The 17,230-nt window shown below is 70.6% G+C and carries 13 protein-coding genes; 9 read left to right on the forward strand and 4 right to left on the reverse strand.

The window, feature by feature from the left end; genetic code table 11:
- Positions 1–109 precede the first annotated feature (109 nt).
- Positions 110–934, forward strand: coding sequence for a hypothetical protein (locus tag ACWD6R_RS29365; RefSeq protein WP_451821453.1), 825 nt, complete (start codon positions 110–112; stop codon positions 932–934).
- Between the two features lie 184 nt (positions 935–1,118).
- Here the strand turns inward: ACWD6R_RS29365 and ACWD6R_RS29370 are convergent, their stop codons facing one another.
- A complete protein-coding gene (locus tag ACWD6R_RS29370) occupies positions 1,119–2,042 on the reverse strand; it encodes an LLM class F420-dependent oxidoreductase (protein ID WP_451821454.1) in 924 nt (307 codons plus the stop codon).
- 311 nt (positions 2,043–2,353) lie between these two features.
- Between ACWD6R_RS29370 and mmuM the strand changes: the two genes are divergently transcribed.
- The 6 genes from mmuM to ACWD6R_RS29400 all read left to right on the forward strand — a co-directional run bounded on the left by mmuM (position 2,354) and on the right by ACWD6R_RS29400 (position 11,911).
- Positions 2,354–3,292 (forward strand): homocysteine S-methyltransferase, encoded by a 939-nt coding sequence (gene mmuM, locus ACWD6R_RS29375; protein ID WP_451821455.1) that lies wholly within the window; start codon positions 2,354–2,356, stop codon positions 3,290–3,292.
- Between the two features lie 216 nt (positions 3,293–3,508).
- Entirely contained in the window at positions 3,509–4,987 is a 1,479-nt protein-coding gene (locus tag ACWD6R_RS29380) for a 3' terminal RNA ribose 2'-O-methyltransferase Hen1 (protein WP_451821456.1), read from the forward strand.
- Positions 4,984–7,551 carry a polynucleotide kinase-phosphatase gene (locus tag ACWD6R_RS29385; RefSeq protein ID WP_451821457.1) on the forward strand — a complete coding sequence of 856 codons (2,568 nt, stop codon included), beginning with the start codon at positions 4,984–4,986 and terminating at the stop codon, positions 7,549–7,551. The genes ACWD6R_RS29380 and ACWD6R_RS29385 overlap by 4 nt, the downstream gene beginning before the upstream one ends.
- A 314-nt stretch (positions 7,552–7,865) precedes the next feature.
- Positions 7,866–9,098 carry an arginine deiminase gene (locus tag ACWD6R_RS29390; RefSeq protein ID WP_376663051.1) on the forward strand — a complete coding sequence of 411 codons (1,233 nt, stop codon included), beginning with the start codon at positions 7,866–7,868 and terminating at the stop codon, positions 9,096–9,098.
- A 156-nt stretch (positions 9,099–9,254) separates the two neighbouring features.
- The gene (gene argF, locus ACWD6R_RS29395; RefSeq protein WP_451821458.1) at positions 9,255–10,259 is read left to right on the forward strand and encodes an ornithine carbamoyltransferase; all 1,005 of its coding nucleotides are present in this window, start codon (positions 9,255–9,257) and stop codon (positions 10,257–10,259) included.
- Between the two features lie 212 nt (positions 10,260–10,471).
- Entirely contained in the window at positions 10,472–11,911 is a 1,440-nt protein-coding gene (locus ACWD6R_RS29400) for an amino acid permease (protein ID WP_451821459.1), read from the forward strand.
- 182 nt (positions 11,912–12,093) lie between these two features.
- On the opposite strand, the gene ACWD6R_RS29405 is transcribed toward ACWD6R_RS29400, so the two are convergent.
- Positions 12,094–12,528, reverse strand: coding sequence for an ATP-binding protein (locus ACWD6R_RS29405; protein ID WP_451821460.1), 435 nt, complete (start codon positions 12,526–12,528; stop codon positions 12,094–12,096).
- A 240-nt stretch (positions 12,529–12,768) separates the two neighbouring features.
- On the opposite strand from ACWD6R_RS29405, the gene ACWD6R_RS29410 reads away from it, so the two are divergent.
- Both ACWD6R_RS29410 and ACWD6R_RS29415 read left to right on the forward strand, forming a co-directional pair.
- A complete protein-coding gene (locus ACWD6R_RS29410; protein ID WP_266980389.1) occupies positions 12,769–13,596 on the forward strand; it encodes an enoyl-CoA hydratase family protein in 828 nt (275 codons plus the stop codon).
- Positions 13,597–13,600: 4 nt separating this feature from the next.
- Positions 13,601–15,949, forward strand: a complete 2,349-nt coding sequence (locus ACWD6R_RS29415; RefSeq protein WP_451821461.1) for an oxidoreductase — start codon at positions 13,601–13,603, stop codon at positions 15,947–15,949.
- Here the strand turns inward: ACWD6R_RS29415 and ACWD6R_RS29420 are convergent.
- Positions 15,936–16,388, reverse strand: a complete 453-nt coding sequence (locus tag ACWD6R_RS29420) for a hypothetical protein (RefSeq protein WP_451821462.1) — start codon at positions 16,386–16,388, stop codon at positions 15,936–15,938. The genes ACWD6R_RS29415 and ACWD6R_RS29420 overlap by 14 nt on opposite strands.
- Complete coding sequence (locus ACWD6R_RS29425; RefSeq protein WP_451821463.1) at positions 16,385–17,209, reverse strand: GNAT family N-acetyltransferase; 825 nt, start codon at positions 17,207–17,209, stop codon at positions 16,385–16,387. The genes ACWD6R_RS29420 and ACWD6R_RS29425 overlap by 4 nt, the downstream gene beginning before the upstream one ends.
- Positions 17,210–17,230 lie beyond the last annotated feature (21 nt).

Genomic DNA, 17,230 nt, shown 5'->3' on the forward strand with positions numbered 1-17,230 from the left:
GGTGGAACGGTCACCCACTCGACCGAACACGGACAAGTCACCTTGCACGCCTCGATTTCACCCTCACTGGCTGATCGAATTAACCACCAGGATCATTGGCTGCTCCGCCGTGGGCGGAGATGATGTGCAGCCGGCCGCGGCGAAGTCGGCAGCGGCATCCGCATCCGCATCCGCGGCTGCATCGGAGAAGGCGCCCGCCTCGCCCGAGACCCCCGGCGACTTTCTCGACCTCGCCCAGAAGACCATGGCGGCGCAGCACGGATGGACCTTCGCCGTGCGCGGGAAGGAAGGGCTCACCCTGCAAGGGCAGCAGCCCAGCAATGCGTCCTATACGGCCACCGTGCGGCGCACCAGTGATCCCGAGGCGCTCCAGTCGCATGGGGTCATCATCAGCAGTAAAGGGCAGCGCAAGCCCGAAGAGGTCTTCGTCGTCGGCGGTACGGGGTACGTGAAGGAGGGCGACGCAGGCGCCTGGAAGCACGGGGCCCTCACTGATCCGGTGATCGCGAACAAGGTCGAGGATCCCGTTGCCGCCGTCCAGACGTTCCGGACCTACCTGAAGCAGGGTGGCGTCACCCTCACCAAGGCGGACAGCCACGGCAAGGTGCGGCTCCAGGTGCGGGTGGCCTTGCCGCGCAAGGTGCCCGAGGTGCAGGACCGTGCCTATGTGAAGTCCGCCGTACGGGAGGTGGAGCCCGTCCTCGCTCAGCTCCGACGGGCCGGCGTGGTGGTGGACAAGTCTCAGGTCACCCTGTCCCGGCTGACCGAGACGCTGACGCTGGATGCCAGGACGGGGAAGGTGGAAGCCCACGCGTTCCGGTTCGCCTTCCGGATTCCTAACGGCGGGCAGAACATCACGTACACCCAGGACGTGAGCGAGGAGAACCGTGGAGTGTTCGGCGGCAGCATCGCCCTTCCCCCGGGAGTGAGTTGACGGGTCGGGGCGGCCGCGGACGGGCCGCCGGATTCCGGGCCGGGGGCAGCGCGAGCAGCGGATTGCCCCCGCGGCCGAATACCACCCGTCACAGGTCGACCGGCGCACTCATCTGCAGGTTGAGGCAACGACCGCGCCGGCCGCGTCGATCAGCAGGCACCCCACGACTTCCCGCCGTGGCTCGCTACGAGAGTTGCGGCATCACGTCGGACGCGATCAATTCCAAGTGGTCCAGGTCGTCAAGGTCCAGCATCTGCAGGTACATCCGCTGTGAGCCGACGGCCCGGAACGCCGAGATGCGCTCGACGACCTCCGCGGGAGACCCGGCAAGACCGTTGGCCTTCAGCTCGTCGACGTCGCGGCCGATGGCTTCCGCCCGGCGCTTCACCTCCGCGTCGGTCTTGCCGACACAGGCGACGAGGGCGTTGGAGTAGACGAGGTCGTCCGCCCTGCGCCCGCGGTCTTCAGCCGCCGCACGCACGCGGTTGAACTGCTGCTCCGTGTCGGCAAGGGACGCAAACGGAATGTTGAACTCGTCGGCGTACTGAGCGGCAAGAGCGGGTGTCCTCCTGGCTCCGTGACCGCCGATCAGGACCGGCACCCTGGCCTGGGCCGGCTTGGGCAGCGCGGGGGAGTTCGAAAGCTGGTAGTACGTCCCGTCGAAGTCGAATCGCTCACCGACGGGCGTGTTCCACAGCCCGGTGACGACCGCGAGCTGCTCCTCCAGGCGTCCGAACTTCTCCTTGGGGAACGGGATGCCGTAGGCCGCATGCTCTTCCGCGTACCAGCCGGAGCCGAGACCCAGCTCCACCCGCCCGCCGGACATCTGGTCGACCTGCGCAACCTGGATCGCGAGGACACCGGGGAGGCGGAAGGTTCCGGCGGTCATGAGGGTCCCGAGGCGGATCCGCGACGTCTCGCGCGCGAGACCGGCAAGCGTGATCCAGGCGTCAGTAGGTCCCGGGAGGCCGTCCACGGCTCCCATGTGCAGATAGTGATCCGAGCGGAAGAAAGCCCCGTAGTTGAGTTCCTCGGCTGCCTTGGCGACGCGGAGCAGCGTCTCGTAGGTCGCCCCTTGCTGCGGTTCTGTGAAGACACGAAGATCCATGCATCCATCATGCCCGTGGTGTAGTCACGGACTCGCCTTGAACCGCTGTCGCACACGCATCGCGGCGTGCGGAGGGCACGGTACTCAGGCTGTTTCTCTGCGATCACCTCGCTGCCCGGAGGAGGACCACTACCGTGGGTCATACACACGCCTCGGCGCTCCTCGTCACCGACAGGCAGAACGCCCTGGTGGCGATCGCGTCCGGCTGTCGTAGGATCCGGCCTCCTGCGGTCCCCGGCCGACGAGGACCGTATCGCCGCGACCGACGCACGCACCTGTGCAGGTGGTCGACCGGATGGAAGTGAGCAGCTGTGCAACCCGCCCGCCCGCTGGCCGCCGCGCTCGCCGAAGGAATCGTCCTCCTCGACGGCGGTCTCTCCAACCAACTGGAGGCGCAGGGCTGCGACCTGTCCGACGAACTGTGGTCGGCCCGGTTGCTGGTCGACGAACCACGGCAGATCGAGGCCGCGCACCGGGCGTATGTGCGGGCGGGTGCGCAGGTGCTCATCACCTCCGGCTACCAGGCGACGTACGAGGGGTTCGCGCGGCGGGGGATCGGCCGGGCCCGGGCGACGGAGCTCTTCGCCTCCAGCGTGGAGCTGGCCCGGCGGGCCGGTGCGGCGGCGGACCGGGAGGTCTGGGTCGCCGGCTCCGTCGGCCCGTACGGGGCGATGCTCGCGGACGGCAGCGAGTACCGCGGGCGGTACGGGCTCTCGGTGTGGGAGCTGGAGCGCTTCCACCGGCCCCGGATCGAGGCGCTGGCCGCCGCCGGCCCCGATGTGCTGGCGCTGGAGACGGTGCCGGACACCGACGAGGCCGAGGCGCTGCTGCGGGTGGTCGACGACTACGGGCTGTCGGTCTGGCTCTCGTACAGCGTGGCGGGCGACCGGACCCGGGCGGGGCAGCCGCTGGAGACGGCGTTCGGGCTCGCCGCCGGGCACGACCGGGTGGTGGCCGTGGGGGTGAACTGCTGCGATCCGGCGGACGCGGACCGGGCGGTGGTGACGGCGGCCGAGGTGACCGGGAAACCGGTCGTCGTCTACCCGAACAGCGGGGAGCAGTGGGACGCCGAGGGCCGGGGATGGACCGGTGGTGCCACGTTCGACCCTCGCCGGGTGCGGGGCTGGCAGGAGGCCGGTGCGCGGCTGGTCGGCGGCTGCTGCCGGGTCGGGCCCGGGCTGATCGCGGAACTGGCCGGGCAGCTGGAGGCAGGGCCGGAGGCGGGGAGAGAAGAACCCCGGACACCCTGAGGGCTGTCCCGTCATCCCTGACGGGCGCACGACGACAGTTACGGCACCTCGCCGCGTTGTCGGAACGTTCGAATACATCCCGTATGCGGACGCCCCTCCGCCTTGCGATGCACCGCATCCGACGCCGCGCGCTGTCCCACCAGGGATGACGGGACAGCCCTCAGGCGCCACGAAAATGCCTGGTTGGGGGCGGTGATCCAGACCATACTCGGACGTGTGTTCCTGACCATCAGTACGACCGGCACCCCTGAGCGCCCCGCGACCGACCTCGGCTTCCTGCTGCACAAGCATCCCGAGAAGGCGCAGACGTTCTCCACCTCCCACGGCACCGCGCATGTCTTCTATCCCGAGGCATCCGCCGAGCGCTGCACGGCCGCCCTGCTGCTGCAGGTGGATCCCGTGGCGCTCGTGCGCCGAGGCAAGGGCAAGGGCCGCGGCGGCGCCCCCGACGCGGCGCTCGCGCAGTACGTCAACGACCGGCCGTACGCGGCGTCCTCGCTGCTCTCCGTCGCGATGAGCACCGTCTTCAAGTCCGCTCTGAACGGCGTGTGCCGGGCCCTGCCCGAGCGCGCGGCGGCGCCCCTGCCGCTCAGGATCGAGGTGCCCGCGCTCCCGGCGCGCGGTGGCGCGGAGCTCGTGACGAAGCTCTTCGGTCCGCTCGGCTGGACGAGCGTGGACGCGGTGGCCGTACCGCTGGACGAGCAGTTCCCGGAGTGGGGCGACTCGCGGTACGTACGGCTGGTGCTGGAGGGCGAGTTGCGGCTCGCGGACGCGCTGCGGCAGTTGTACATCCTGCTGCCGGTCCTCGATGACGCCAAGCACTACTGGGTCGCGCCCGACGAGGTGGACAAGCTGCTGCGGGCCGGTGACGGCTGGCTGGCCGACCACCCGGAGCACAAGCTGATCACCAGCCGCTACCTCTCCCGGCGCTGGGGACTGACCCGGCAGGCGATGGAACGGCTCGAACTGGTACGGCTCGCCGAGCTGGACGACCTGGCGGTGGAGTCCGTCGACAACGCCGTGGACGAGACGACGGACACCGAGGAGAAGCCGGTGCCGCTCGCCGAGCAGCGGCGCGAAGCGATCCTGGAGGCGCTGCGGGCCGCCGGGGCGAGCCGGGTGCTGGACCTGGGCTGCGGACAGGGACAGTTGGTGCAGGCACTGCTGAAGGACGTGCGCTTCACGGAGATCGTCGGCGTCGACGTCTCGATGCGTGCCCTGACCATCGCCTCGCGCCGGCTGAAGCTGGACCGGATGGGCGAGCGGCAGGCCGGCCGGGTCTCGCTGCGGCAGGGCTCGCTCACGTACACCGACAAGCGGCTGGGCGGGTATGACGCGGCCGTGCTCAGCGAGGTCATCGAGCACCTCGACCTGCCGAGGCTGCCCGCGCTGGAGTACGCGGTGTTCGGCTCGGCCCGGCCGCAGACGGTGCTCGTGACGACGCCGAACGTGGAGTACAACGTCCGCTGGGAGAGCCTCCCCGCCGGGCACGTGCGCCACGGCGACCACCGCTTCGAATGGACCAGGGCCGAGTTCCGGGGCTGGGCGCAGGAAGTGGCGCAGCGGCACGGATACGGAGTCGGCTTCGTGCCGGTGGGACCCGACGACCCCGAGGTGGGGCCGCCCACACAGATGGCCGTGTTCACGAAGACCGCCGAGGACGACACGAAGAAGAAGGAGGCGAAGGCAGCATGACCGACAACGACACCGAAAAGAGCACCGACGTGCACCGCACGCTGCCGGTGACCGACCTCTCCCTCGTCGTGCTCATCGGGGCCAGCGGTTCCGGCAAGTCCACGTTCGCGCGCAAGCACTTCAAGCCCACCGAGATCATCTCCTCGGACTTCTGCCGCGGCCTCGTCGCAGACGACGAGAACGACCAGAGCGTGAGCGGTGACGCCTTCGACGTCCTGCACTACATCGCGGGCAAGCGGCTCGCCGCGGGACGGCTGACCGTCGTCGACGCCACCAACGTCCAGGCCGAGAGCCGCAGGCAGCTGGTGCAGCTGGCGCGGACCCACGACGTGCTGCCCATCGCGATCGTCCTCGACCTGCCCGAAGAGGTCTGCCAGGCGCGCAACGCCACCCGCCCCGACCGCGCCGGCATGGCCCGCCATGTCGTCCAGCGCCACCGCCGCGAGCTGCGCCGTTCGCTGCGCGGCCTGGAGCGCGAGGGGTTCCGCAAGGTGCACATCCTGCGTACCGAGGAGGAGGTCGACCACGCCGACGTGGTGCTGGAGCGCCGCTACAACGACCTGCGTCATCTCACCGGGCCGTTCGACATCATCGGTGACATCCACGGCTGCAGCTCCGAGCTGGAGACCCTGCTCGGCAAGCTCGGTTACGTCGACGGCGCGCACCCGGAAGGGCGCACGGCGGTCTTCGTCGGCGACCTCGTCGACCGCGGCCCCGACAGCCCCGGCGTGCTGCGCCGCGTCATGTCCATGGTGGCGGCGGGCAAAGCCTTGTGCGTGCCGGGGAACCACGAGAACAAGCTCGGCCGCTACCTCGCGGGCCGCAAGGTCCAGCACACCCATGGGCTCGCCGAGACCATCGAGCAGCTGGACCGCGAGGACGCCAGGGACCCGGCCTTCCGCGAGCAGGTACGGGAGTTCATCGACGGGCTCGTCAGCCACTACGTGCTGGACGAAGGGAAGCTGGTCGTCTGCCACGCCGGGCTGCCCGAGAAGTACCACGGGCGCACCTCCGGGCGGGTCCGCTCGCACGCGCTGTACGGGGACACCACCGGCGAGACCGATGAGTTCGGTATGCCGGTGCGCTACCCGTGGGCGGAGGAGTACCGCGGCCGTGCCGCCGTGGTCTACGGCCACACCCCCGTGCCCAGCACCTCCTGGGTCAACAACACCCTCTGCCTGGACACGGGTGCGGTCTTCGGCGGGAAGATGACCGCGCTGCGCTGGCCGGAGCGCGAACTCGTCGACGTACCGGCCGAGAAGGTCTGGTACGAGCCCACGAAACCGCTCGTCACCGAGGCACCCGGGGGCCGCGAGGGGCGTCCGCTCGACCTGGCCGATGTGCAGGGCCGACGGATCGTGGAGACCCGGCACATGGGCCGCGTCTCGGTGCGCGAGGAGAACGCCGCGGCGGCGCTCGAAGTGATGAGCCGGTTCGCCGTCGACCCGCGGCTGCTCGGCTATCTCCCGCCGACGATGGCGCCCACCGCGACCTCCCACGAGGAGGGCTTCCTGGAGCACCCCGCCGAGGCCTTCGCGCAGTACCGGGCCGACGGGGTCGCCCAGGTCGTGTGCGAGGAGAAGCACATGGGCTCGCGGGCGGTGGCCCTGGTCTGCCGTGACACGGACGCGGCCCGCGAGCGGTTCGGGGTCGAGGGCCCGACCGGGGCGCTGCACACCCGCACCGGACGGCCGTTCCTCGACGACGCCGCCGTGACCGAGGCGATCCTCGGCAGACTGCGCACGGCCGTCGCCGCCGCCGGACTCTGGGAGGAATGGGGCACCGACTGGGTGCTGCTCGACGCCGAGCTGATGCCCTGGTCCCTCAAGGCGGGCGGGCTGCTGCGCTCCCAGTACGCAGCGGTCGGCGCCGCGTCCGGTGCTGTACTCCCCGAGGTCAACGCGGCACTCGCGGCAGCGGCGGTCCGCGGAGTGGACGTCGCCGACCTGGCCGCCCGTCAGCAGGACCGGACGGCCGACGCCGCGGCGTTCACCGAGGCCTGCCGGCGCTACTGCTGGTCCACCGAGGGCCTGGACGGGGTGCGGATCGCCCCGTTCCAGATCCTCGCCGTGCAGGGGCGCTCACTGGCCTCCGTACCGCATGACGAGCAGCTGGCCTGGGTGGACCGGCTGGTGGAGCACGACCCCACCGGCCTGCTCCAGGTCACCCGCCGGCTCGTCGTCGACACCGGCGACGAGGCGTCGGTCCGCGCCGGTACCGACTGGTGGCTGGAGATGACCGGCCGCGGCGGCGAAGGCATGGTCGTCAAACCCCTTGCCGCGCTCGTGCGGGACGAGAAGGGCAGGCTGGTCCAGCCGGGCATCAAGGTGCGCGGCCGGGAGTACCTCCGGATCATCTACGGCCCCGAGTACACGCGTCCTGAAAATCTGGAACGGCTGCGCTCCAGGTTCCTGGGCCACAAGCGGTCGCTGGCGCTCCGTGAGTACGCACTCGGTCTCGAGGCCCTGGACCGGCTGGCCGAGGGCGAGCCGCTGTGGCGGGTCCACGAGGCGGTGTTCGCGGTGCTCGCCCTGGAGTCGGAGCCCGTCGACCCGAGGCTCTGACCGCAGCCGGAACGCGCCGGAACGCGATGCCGGACCCGGCAGCGGATTCAGAGGAGCTCACACAATGGGCGCCCGGCTCGCGACGCCTGGCACGCACGCTCGCTGCGTTGCCGAAACGCCCTAGTAGCTCCTTCCCCAAGCTCTCAGCTTCGTTCGAGCAGGGGAGACCCCATCCGAGGACCTTCCGGCGCCTTGCGATCGCACGCACCAGACGCCGCGAGCTGATCGGACTCCCATTGTGTGAGCTCCTCTCAGTGGCGAATTCGGTGGCGATTCGCCGGGTGAACGGCGCTCCGCGCGGTGAGGATGGAGGCATGGGATTCCATGTCGACTCCGAGGCCGGGCGGCTGCGCCGCGTCATCCTGCACCGCCCCGATCTGGAACTGAAGCGGCTCACCCCCAGCAACAAGGACGCGCTCCTCTTCGACGACGTGCTGTGGGTGCGCCGCGCCCGGCAGGAGCACGACGGCTTCGCGGACGTCCTGCGCGACCGCGGGGTGGAGGTGCACCTCTTCGGCGATCTGCTGCGTGAGTCCCTGGACATCCCGGTGGCCAAGCGGCTCGTCCTCGACCGGGTCTTCGACGAGAAGGAGTACGGCCCGCTCGCCACCGAACACCTGCGGGCCGCCTTCGAGGAGCTGTCCACCGCCGAGCTGGCCGAGGCACTGGTCGGCGGGATGACGAAGCGGGAGTTCCTGGAACGGCACAGCGAGCCGACATCGGTCCGCTTCCATGTCATGGACCTGGACGACTTCCTGCTCGGTCCGCTGCCCAACCACCTCTTCACCCGGGACACCTCCGCGTGGATATACGACGGGGTGTCCATCAACGCGATGCGCTGGCCGGCCCGGCAGCGCGAGACCGTCCACTTCGAGGCGATCTACCGCCATCACCCCCTCTTCACCGGCTCCGAGGCGGGAGCCTTCCACCACTGGTCCGAGGGGCAGGACGACTATCCGTCCACCATCGAGGGCGGCGACGTCCTGGTCATCGGGCAGGGCGCCGTCCTGATCGGGATGAGCGAGCGCACCACCCCGCAGGCGGTGGAGATGCTGGCCCGCGGACTGTTCGACGCCGGTTCCGCCCGGACGATCGTGGCGCTCGACATGCCCAAGAGGCGGGCGTTCATGCACCTCGACACGGTGATGACGATGGTCGACGGCGATACGTTCACCCAGTACGCGGGGCTGGGCATGCTCCGCTCGTACACCATCGAGCCCGGCAGCGGACCGCGGGAGCTCAAGGTCACCGACCATCCGCCCGAGCACATGCACCGGGCCATCGCGGCGGCGCTGGGCCTGGACTCGATCCGGGTCCTCACGGCCACCCAGGACGTGCACGCGGCCGAGCGCGAGCAGTGGGACGACGGCTGCAATGTGCTGGCCGTCGAGCCGGGCGTCGTCGTCGCGTACGAGCGCAACGCCACCACCAACACGTATCTGCGCAAGCAAGGCATCGAGGTGATAGAGATCCGCGGCAGCGAACTCGGCCGGGGCAGGGGCGGTCCCCGCTGCATGAGTTGCCCGGTGGTCCGTGATGCGGTGTAGGCGCGGGGGAGCGCGCGACCGAACGGGGAACACGGGACCGTGCGGGAGTACGGAGCGCGGCACGGCCGCGCGGGGGCCCGTATAGCAATGCACTCTCTCGTATAGACTTCCAGGGAACTGTACGCGCGACCCTCGCCCGACCCAGGAGCAGCCACCATGGCCATAGACCTCGCAGGCCGCCACTTCCTCAAGGAGCTGGACTTCACGGCCGAGGAGTTCCGCGGCCTGATCGACCTGGCCGCCGAGCTCAAGGCGGCCAAGAAGTCGGGTACGGAGGTGCAGCGGCTGCGCGGCAAGAACATCGCGCTGATCTTCGAGAAGACCTCGACCCGCACGCGCTGCGCCTTCGAGGTCGCCGCCGCCGACCAGGGTGCCTCGACCACGTACCTCGACCCCTCGGGCTCGCAGATGGGCCACAAGGAGTCGGTGAAGGACACCGCCCGCGTACTCGGCCGGATGTTCAACGGAATCGAGTACCGCGGTGACAGTCAGGCGGCCGTCGAGGAGCTCGCGGCATACGGCGGGGTCCCCGTTTTCAACGGGCTCACCGACGACTGGCACCCGACCCAGATGCTCGCCGATGTCCTCACGATGACCGAGCACAGCGACAAGCCGCTGGAGCGGATCGTCTTCGCCTACCTCGGCGACGCCCGCTTCAACATGGGCAACTCATACCTGGTCACCGGTGCGCTGCTGGGCATGGACGTCCGGATCGTCGCCCCGAAGGCCTACTGGCCGGCCGAGGAGATCGTCGCGCAGGCCCGCAAGCTCGCCGAGGCCGGCGGTGCGACCGTCACCCTCACCGAGGACGTTGCCGAGGGCGTCCGCGGCGCCGACTTCGTCGCCACCGACGTCTGGGTCTCCATGGGCGAGCCCAAGGAGGTCTGGGCCGAGCGCATCACGGCGCTCGCGCCGTACGCCGTCACCATGGACGTCCTGAATGCCACCGGGAACGCCGATGTGAAGTTCCTGCACTGCCTCCCGGCCTACCACGACCTCGGCACCGAGGTCGCCCGCGAGATCCATGCCGCCCACGGGCTGACCGAGCTGGAAGTCACCGACGAGGTCTTCGAGTCCGCGCACTCGATCGTCTTCGACGAGGCCGAGAACCGGATGCACACGATCAAGGCCGTCCTGGTGGCGACCCTGGCCACCGCCTGACCGGTCGCCGGCCAGGTTCTGTATGAACATGCGCCCGATTGGGTGAACATGCGGGCAATTGGTTACGATGGTTCCACTTGGTGGGGTTCGAGCTCGCGGGCTCGGACCCCATTGTCGTGTCTGACGCGTTCCCCCCACGGAGCCGGCCGGAGCCCCCCACCAGCTCCGCACGCACGCCCCCCACATGCTCCACCAGAGAAGAGATCATCCCCGTGAGTCCGCTCCGCCCGCAGAGCCTGTCGCCCCGGCCGGGACTGCGCATCAAGAGCCCCACCCAGCTGGTCGCCGAATCCGGCGCCGACCTGGAGGGGCACGGCCTCAAGCGCACCATGGGGCTGTTCCAGCTCGTGTGCTTCGGCATCGGCGCCATCGTGGGAACCGGCATCTTCGTCGGCCTCTCCGACAGCGTCGCCGAGGCCGGTCCCGCCGTCGTCGTCTCCTTCGTCCTCGCCGCGATCACCTGCATCTTCACCGCGTTCTCCTTCGCCGAGCTGGGCGGCGCGATCCCGGTCTCCGGCAGTTCCTACTCCTTCGCCTACGCCACCCTCGGCGAACGCACCGCGTTCCTCGTCGGCTGGTGCCTGCTGCTGGAGTACGGCGTCTCGGTCTCCGCGGTCGCGGTCGGCTGGAGCCAGTACGTCAACGAGCTGCTGAACAGCCTCGTCGGCTGGCACCTGCCCGCCGCCCTGTCCGCCGGGCCCGGCGACGGCGGCGTGATCAACCTCCCCGCCGTCGTGGTGATCATGATGGCCGCCACCCTGCTGGTGCGCGGCGTCCGGGAGAGCGCGGGCGCCACGGCCGCGATGGCCGTCCTCAAGATCGGCATCTTGATCGCCTTCTGCGCCATCGCATTCACCGCGTTCGAGGCAGGCCACCTCTCGCCGTTCGCCACCCACGGCGTGGCCGGGATCACCTCCGGCGCCTCGCTGGCGTTCTTCTCGTACATCGGCTTCGACGCCATCACCACCGCCGGCGAAGAGGTCAAGAACCCCCGCCGGAACATCCCGATCGCGATCATGATCTGCATCGGCGTCGCCACCCTGCTCTACTGCGCGGTCGCCCTGACCGCCATCGGGGCACTCGGCGCGGACGCCGTCTCCAACAAGCCGGCCGCGCTCTCGCTGATCGTCGACCAGGTCACCGGCTCGACCGTCGGCGGCGGCATCGTCGCCTTCGGTGCGGTCGTCGCCATCGCGTCCGTCGTGCTCGCGGTGATGTACGGGCAGACCCGCATCCTGATGTCGATGTCCCGCGACGGCCTGGTCCCGCGGGTCTTCGAACGCGTCTCGCCGCGGACCGCGACGCCCGTCGCCAACACCTGGATCGTCGCCGCCGTCTTTGCCGTGCCGGCGGCCTTCGCGTCCCTCGGCGCGGTGGTGAACCTGACCACCATCGGCACGCTCGCCACCATGGTGGCGGTCAATGTCGCGGTGATCGCGCTGCGCCGCAGCCACCCCGGGCTGAAGCGTTCCTTCCGGGTGCCGCTCTATCCGGCCAGCCCGATCCTGGGCGTCGGCTTCTGCCTCTATCTGATGTACGGGACGGGCTGGGCGACCTGGGTGCAGTTCGCGGTCTTCCTGCTGGTCGGCGCGGCGGTGTACGCCTGCTACGGGCGACGTCGGTCCCGGCTGGCCGGTGCGGACCGGGCCTGAGAGCGCCCGCCGGACACCCTAAGGGCTGTCCCGTAATCCCTGGTGGGCGCACGACGACAGCTACGGCACCTCGCTGCGTTGTCGAAACGTCCGAATGCACCCAGTATGAGGACGCTCCTCCGCCTTGCGATGCACCGCATCTGACGCCGTGCGCTGATCCACCAGGGATTACGGGACAGCCCTTAGTGCTGGGGCTGATGCGACGGCAGGGTGAACCAGACCGCCTTGCCGTGTTCCGTCGTGCGATGGCCGCAGGACGAACTGAGAGTGCGGATCAGCAGCAGGCCCCGGCCGTGCTCCTGCCAGGGGTCCGGTTCGCCGCCCGGACCGGGCCGGGAGAGATCGCCCGGCGGAGCCGGGTCGCGGTCGTGGACCTCCACCTGCCAGCCGGTCTCCAGAATCTCCACCACCAGCTCGATCGGATCGTCGCCGGCGGTGTGTTCCACGGCGTTGGCGACCAGTTCGGCGGTGAGGAGCTCCGCGGTGTCGAGGGAGTCGGCCGAGGCGCCGATGTCCGTCAGCGCCGTACGGATCAGGGCGCGGGCGATCGGCACTGCCGCCGTCGAGTGCGGCAGTGCGATACGCCAGGAGGCGGGGATCGGTCCATCGGGGGGCACAGGAGGTTTCCGTTCCGGAGGTCACGACTTTCTGGAGCTCAAGACTTCTCGGTTTCAACCATACGAAGTGCAACGACGCAGACAAGGGGCCAGCGACCGGTACGAATGGGACTTTCGCCACTTCGCCCTCACCGCCCCCAATTGCCGGTCGGTCTTATTGCGTACTCGTGACGGGAGTCACGGATGAGTGATAAATTCGAGAGCAGGTAGCAGCCCGACGGCTGAAGGGGACCACCCTCCATGAGCCCGTTTCCCAGCTCCGCGCCGCGCACGGAGCACTGGCGCCATCTGCGGCTGACGACGGACGACGGCGTCGCCACCGTCACCCTGGCCCGCCCCGAGAAACTCAATGCGCTCACCTTCGGCGCCTATGCCGATCTGCGCGATCTCCTTGCCGAGCTGTCCCGCGAACGCTCCGTGCGCGCCCTCGTGCTGGCCGGCGAGGGGCGGGGCTTCTGCTCCGGCGGCGACGTCGACGAGATCATCGGCGCCACCCTGGCGATGGACACCGCGCAGCTGCTCGACTTCAACCGTATGACCGGACAGGTCGTACGGGCGCTGCGCGAGTGCCCCTTCCCCGTCATCGCAGCCGTCCACGGGGTCGCCGCGGGCGCCGGTGCCGTCCTCGCGCTGGCCGCCGACTTCCGTGTCGCCGACCCGTCCGCCCGGTTCGCCTTCCTCTTCACCCGGGTCGGACTCTCCGGCGGCGACATGGGAGCGGCGTATCTGCTGCCGCGCGTCGTCGGTCTCGGCCATGCCACCCGGCTGCTGATGCTCGGCGAGCAGGTCCGCGCCCCCGAGGCGGAACGGATCGGGCTGATCAGCGAGCTGACCGAGGAGGGGCAGGCCGACGCGCGCGCCGCGGCGCTCGCACACCGCCTCGCCGAAGGACCCGCCCTCGCCCTCGCCCAGACCAAGGCGCTGCTCACCGCCGAACTCGACATGCCGCTCGCCGCCGCCGTCGAGATGGACGCCGCCACCCAGGCGCTGCTGATGCACGGCGACGACTACGCCGAGTTCCACGCCGCGTTCACGGAGAAGCGGCCGCCGAAATGGCAGGGCAGGTAACGCGATGCGGTACGGCACGAGGCGGATCGCGGTCATCGGCGGCGGCCCCGGCGGACTCTACGCCGCGGCGCTCCTGGGGCGCCTGGACCCGGAGCGCTCCATCACCGTCTGGGAGCGCAACGCCCCGGACGACACGTTCGGCTTCGGTGTCGTCCTCTCCGACGAGACGCTCGGCGGCATCGAGCACGCCGACCCCGTGGTGTACCGGGCGCTCCAGGCCGAGTTCGTGCGGTGGGACGACATCGACGTCATCCATCGCGGCCGGACCCAGACATCCGGCGGCCACGGCTTCGCGGCGCTGGGCCGCCGACGGCTCCTGGAGATCCTGCACGAGCGCTGCCGGTCGCTGGGGGTACGGCTCCGCTTCCGCGAAGAGGCCCCGCCCGCCGCCGAACTCGCCGCGACGCACGATCTGGTGATCGCCGCCGACGGGGTGCACAGCGCCACCCGCGAGGCGTACGCCGACACCTTCCGGCCCACCCTCACCGCCCACCGCAACCGCTACATCTGGCTCGCCGCCGACTTCGCCCTCGACTCCTTCCGCTTCGAGATCGCCGAGACCGAACACGGCGTGATGCAGCTGCATGCCTACCCGTACGCCCGCCCGAACGCCCGCCCGTCGCCCGACCACCACCCCTCGACGAGGCCCTCCGGGCCGCCGAATCAATCCGGTGCCTCCACCGTCATCGTCGAGATGCGCGAGGAGGTCTGGCGCGCGGCCGGGCTCGACACCATGGACGCCGCAGCCTCGACGGAACGCTGCGCCAAGATCTTCGCCGATGTCCTCGGCGGCCGCCCGCTGCGTTCCAACAACTCCTCCTGGCTCACCTTCCGTACCGTCGTCAACGCCCGCTGGTCGCACGCCAACACCGTCCTCATCGGCGACGCCGCCCACACCGCCCACTTCTCCATCGGCTCCGGCACGAAACTCGCCGTCGAGGACGCCCTCGCGCTCGCCGCCTGCATCGAGGAACAGCCCGACCTGCCCGCCGCCCTCTCCGCGTACGAGACCGAGCGCCGCCCCGTCGTCGAATCGACCCAGCGCGCCGCCGCGGCCAGCCTGCGCTGGTTCGAGGAGCTCGGTACGTACGTCGACCAGGCGCCCCGCCAGTTCGCCTTCAACCTCCTCACCCGCAGCCGCCGCGTCACCCACGACAACCTGCGGCTGCGCGACGCCGGCTTCACCGCGGCCGTCGAGGAGGAGTTCGGCTGCGCCCCGGACACCCCGCCGATGTTCACCCCGCTGCGGCTGCGCGGTCTCGAACTCCGCAACCGTGTCGTCGTCTCGCCGATGGACATGTACTCGGCGGTCGACGGCGTCCCCGGCGACTTCCACCTCGTCCACCTGGGCGCCCGCGCACTCGGCGGCGCCGGGCTCGTCATGACCGAGATGGTGTGCGTCAGCGCCGAGGGCCGCATCACCCCCGGCTGCGCCGGCCTCTACACACCCGAACAGGCGGCCGCCTGGACCCGGATCACCGACTTCGTCCACACCTCGGCGCCCGGCACGGCGATCGGCATCCAGCTCGGCCACTCCGGGCGCAAGGGCTCCACCAAGGTGATGTGGGACGGCATCGACCAGCCGCTCGACGCGGGCAACTGGCCCCTGTCCGCGGCCTCCCCGATCCCGTACGCGGAAGGAGTCAACGAGGTCCCGCACGCCCTGGACCGGGCCGGACTCGAGGTCATCCGCGCCCAGTTCGCCGCGGCCGCCCGGCGCGCCGTCATCTGTGACTTCGACCTGCTCGAACTCCACTGCGCGCACGGCTACCTGCTCTCCGGCTTCCTCTCGCCGCTCACCAACCGACGCACCGACACCTACGGCGGACCGCTGTCGAACCGACTCCGCTTCCCCCTCGAAGTCTTCGACGCGGTCCGCGCCGAGTGGCCCGACGACCGGCCCATGACCGTCCGGATCTCCGCCACCGACTGGGCCGACGGCGGCACGACGGCCGAGGATGCCGTCGAGATCGCCCGCGCGTTCGTCGCGCACGGTGCCGACGCCATCGACGTCTCCACCGGTCAGGTCGTCCCGGACGAACGCCCCGAGTACGGCCGCTCGTACCAGACCCCGTACGCCGACCGGATCCGCAACACCCTGGTCGTGCCCGTCATCGCGGTCGGCGCGATCTCCTCCTGGGACGACGTCAACTCCCTGCTGCTGGCGGGCCGCGCCGACCTCTGCGCCCTGGCCCGCCCGCACCTCTACGACCCGCACTGGACCCTGCACGCGGCGGCGGACCAGGGCTATGCGGGACCGGGCGCACCCTGGCCGCTCCCGTACCGCGCGGGCAGCCGCACACCCCCGACCGGCCGCACGGACGCACCGAAGCCGCGGCTCACTCTGGGGTGAGCGCGAGACACTCGTGGCACCGGCAGGGATCCGGATGCGGTGCGCCGCCCCACTGGTTGCGGCGGCCCTCCGCCCCCAGCCCTTCGAGTCTGGCGGCAAGCTCCTCGGCGCTCTCCCGGCAGCACCAGACCCTGCCCACGTCCGACTCCGCGTCGCGCCGCAGCACGGCAGGGTTGTGGGCCGGCGTGGCCCGGAACGTGTGCAGATTGCGCGTCGCCATGTCGAGGGTGATGTACATGCCGGTGTGCCGCCCGCGCCCGACGGTCGTCAGATACTCGTGGCCGCCGGGGCGGGATCCGATCACGTAGACCTTGGTGCCTCCCCGGTAGGACTTGGTGCCCGGACGCAGCTCCTGCCCTCCCACTCCGTACCGGCGCCACCGCACCACGTTCGCGGCGATCAGCCACAACGGTTCGAGCGGTGCCCCGTCGCCGGTCATCCGTGGGCCTGCGCACTGATCAGCAGCCTGTCCGAGACGGGCCGGAAGCCGATCCGTTGATACACGCCGTTGCTGGTCGGATTGGCGAGGTCCGTGAACAGCAGGATCTCGGCTGCGCCCGCCTCCCGTGCCGCCCGGCTGACGTCCGCCGTCACCGCTGCCGCATAGCCGTGACCCCGGTACTCCGGTGGTGTGTACACGGTCGAGACCCGTACCGTGCCCGCGACCCGGGGTGAGACGCCCGCCATCGAGACCGGGACATCACCGGCCTCCCACAGTGTCAGCCCGCCGGACGCCGTCCGCTCGTCCACCAGCCGCTCGGCGTGGGTGCCGGGCTCGCCGATCTCCTCGGCGAAGGCGAGATGCCAGGCCAGGAGCAGTGCGTGGTCGGCGGTCGTGGCGGTCCTCGGGGCGCCCTCGGGGGCGGGGGACGGTGGGATCAACTCGCCGAGCCGGTAGAGCCGTTGTTCCTCCTCGACGCGGTGGCCGGGCCAGCCGGCGGCGGGTGCCTCGGCGGTGGGGCGGTCCGCGTTGACGCTGGTCAGGGGGAGTGCCGCGGTCAGTGGGACGAGGGCCTCGGGGGCGACCGTGCCCAGCAGCGGGGGATAGGGCGGAGTCTGCACCAGTGTTCCCGCGACCTCGCCGTCCGGCCCGCGCCACCAGCCCAGCAACGGCACGGCGTCGCCGTACGCGTGCGGGCCGCTGCCCCGCAGGGTTGCGGTGACGGTCAGTACCAGGGTGTTCTCGGCGGGGCGGGCCGCCAGCGAGGCGCCCGCCACGCCCAGGAATGCTTCGACATCATCCGTAAAGGTCCAGGTCATAGCTCATCCTGCCGGGCGCGG

It is taken from the genome of Streptomyces sp. NPDC005151, from assembly GCF_053599875.1.